This window comes from Methanoregula sp. (assembly GCF_002835825.1).
Lineage (GTDB): Archaea > Halobacteriota > Methanomicrobia > Methanomicrobiales > Methanospirillaceae > Methanoregula.
Window position 1 is genome coordinate 1 of record NZ_PIZH01000442.1, and the last position, 1,701, is coordinate 1,701.

The 1,701-nt window shown below is 53.2% G+C and carries 3 protein-coding genes; all 3 read right to left on the reverse strand.

Annotated elements, in window-relative coordinates; genetic code table 11:
• Positions 1-734, reverse strand: a 734-nt coding sequence (locus tag CW742_RS12050; protein ID WP_292420703.1) for a hypothetical protein, incomplete at its 3' end; no start/stop codon positions are given.
• A 5-nt stretch (positions 735-739) separates the two neighbouring features.
• Complete coding sequence (locus CW742_RS12055; RefSeq protein ID WP_292420705.1) at positions 740-946, reverse strand: hypothetical protein; 207 nt, start codon at positions 944-946, stop codon at positions 740-742.
• Positions 946-1,701 (reverse strand): AAA family ATPase (locus CW742_RS12060; protein ID WP_292420707.1); only part of this gene is annotated, 756 nt, incomplete at its 5' end. The genes CW742_RS12060 and CW742_RS12055, both read right to left, overlap by 1 nt.

Sequence of the window (1,701 nt, forward strand, 5' to 3'; positions counted from 1 at the left end):
CCCCCCACCGGTTCGGGGGATGTGAATTTTATCGAGGTTTTCTTTTCTTCGGTCTTGGTGCCAGCTGCTTTCTTCTTTAGTCCGCTGAACCGTCGATAGACAGCATTTTTATTCCGCTGGCCTGGGAACTCTCTCTGATATTTTTCCCAGGCATCTTCCTTGGTCTTGCAGTCTTTGATACATGCCTTTTCCTTGTCAGACCAAGCCGGAATCTGGAGTCTTGATCCTTGTGACGGTAATGATCGAGTGCCTTTTCGTTTACCATCTGCAGCGAGGATCTCGGTCTTTTTCTTTGCAACTTTGCGTACCTTGTCGCAACTTTGCGGTGGCGGGTTTGGTACATCGGTCGTGGCGGGTTTATGGCGGGTTTTCTCTGATGGATCTGGCGTTGCCGGGTCTCCCGCATTATGCATTTTGTTCCACTGCTTCCGGATCGCGTCATAGGTTCTCGGGGATCCGGGGAACGCTTCGTGATAGAATTTCCATGCGGCGTGGAAATCCGGTGCATCCTGAATGATCTTCAGTTCCTTGTCGTTGTACATGCTGAAGACACGCCGTCTTGACCTTGCCCCTCCTGGCATCTCCTGGTGAAGATCTTTCAAGAATAGATCAAAGGACTCGCCTGCTGCCTTGGCATCCTCTATCGGGATTTCTTTGGCCTCGACTGCGAAGTGGAGATCTGCCTTTCCATTGCGGATGATGATGTTTTTTGTGAGTTCGTAATCCTCGATCATGGTCATCACCGGTAATCGTGCGGATCCTCCTCAACAAAAGAGAGTTTGCCGGTACTATCCAGGAAGGCGATGAAACCCTCCGGGATGTCCTGCATCGAGTCCGGGAGGATCTCGATATGGCCGGCCTCCTCTCCGCACTTTGGGCAAACACACAGAATTTCAACATACTTCTTTCCATTTTTGGCCATGGCGACCTTGCCGAGGCCTGACATCAGGCACCCCCGGCAGAGGTATCGGTCTCAAGCCATTCCTTCAGCTGACGGCCGGTCTCGGCCGAGGGTTGGAACGATTTCCCGGTGAACAGGGACGTGCGATCCTTTGACGCTGTCGCAATATGGGCAGCATCGATATCGAACACCAGGGTAAATTCATAGTCCATACCCTCACGTTGGACCGGTGCCATGCCGATCTTCCGCGGGAAGGACCGGCCGCGATCGTCCGTATCGATCACGTACTCAGTCTTGCTCCGCATTGTTGCGATGATATGACAAGGACTCTGCAGCATGGCATCGACCAGGCCGCGGTGAAGTGGTGTAACGTCCTTCCATGCGGTGAAACTGTTGCCGCTTTTGGAGGTTTTGGCGATATTGTCTTTGAGGTCAAGCAGGCCTCCCTCTCCGGCCCATGCATGCGAGAGTGAGTCGATGATGATTACGTTATACCAGGCACGTTCTGCAGCATGGATGGCATCCGTATACTTCTGGGCCGTAAACGGAGCCTGCAGCACGCAAACATCATACTCACCCATTTGCGCGTAAAACTCGGCCGAGGAGTTCTCCGTGGCCATGACTGCGATAGGTCCGCCGATTCCGAATCCGATCCACAGCGATGTAAAGGTCTTACCGTGCCGTGCATCCCCACAGAGACCAACACGGAGTGTTCCAGATTTCTGGACCGACTTCCGGAACGATGTCCCCGAGACATTAGCAGTGGCAACTGGATGATTTACTGGTCGTGTGTGATGGAG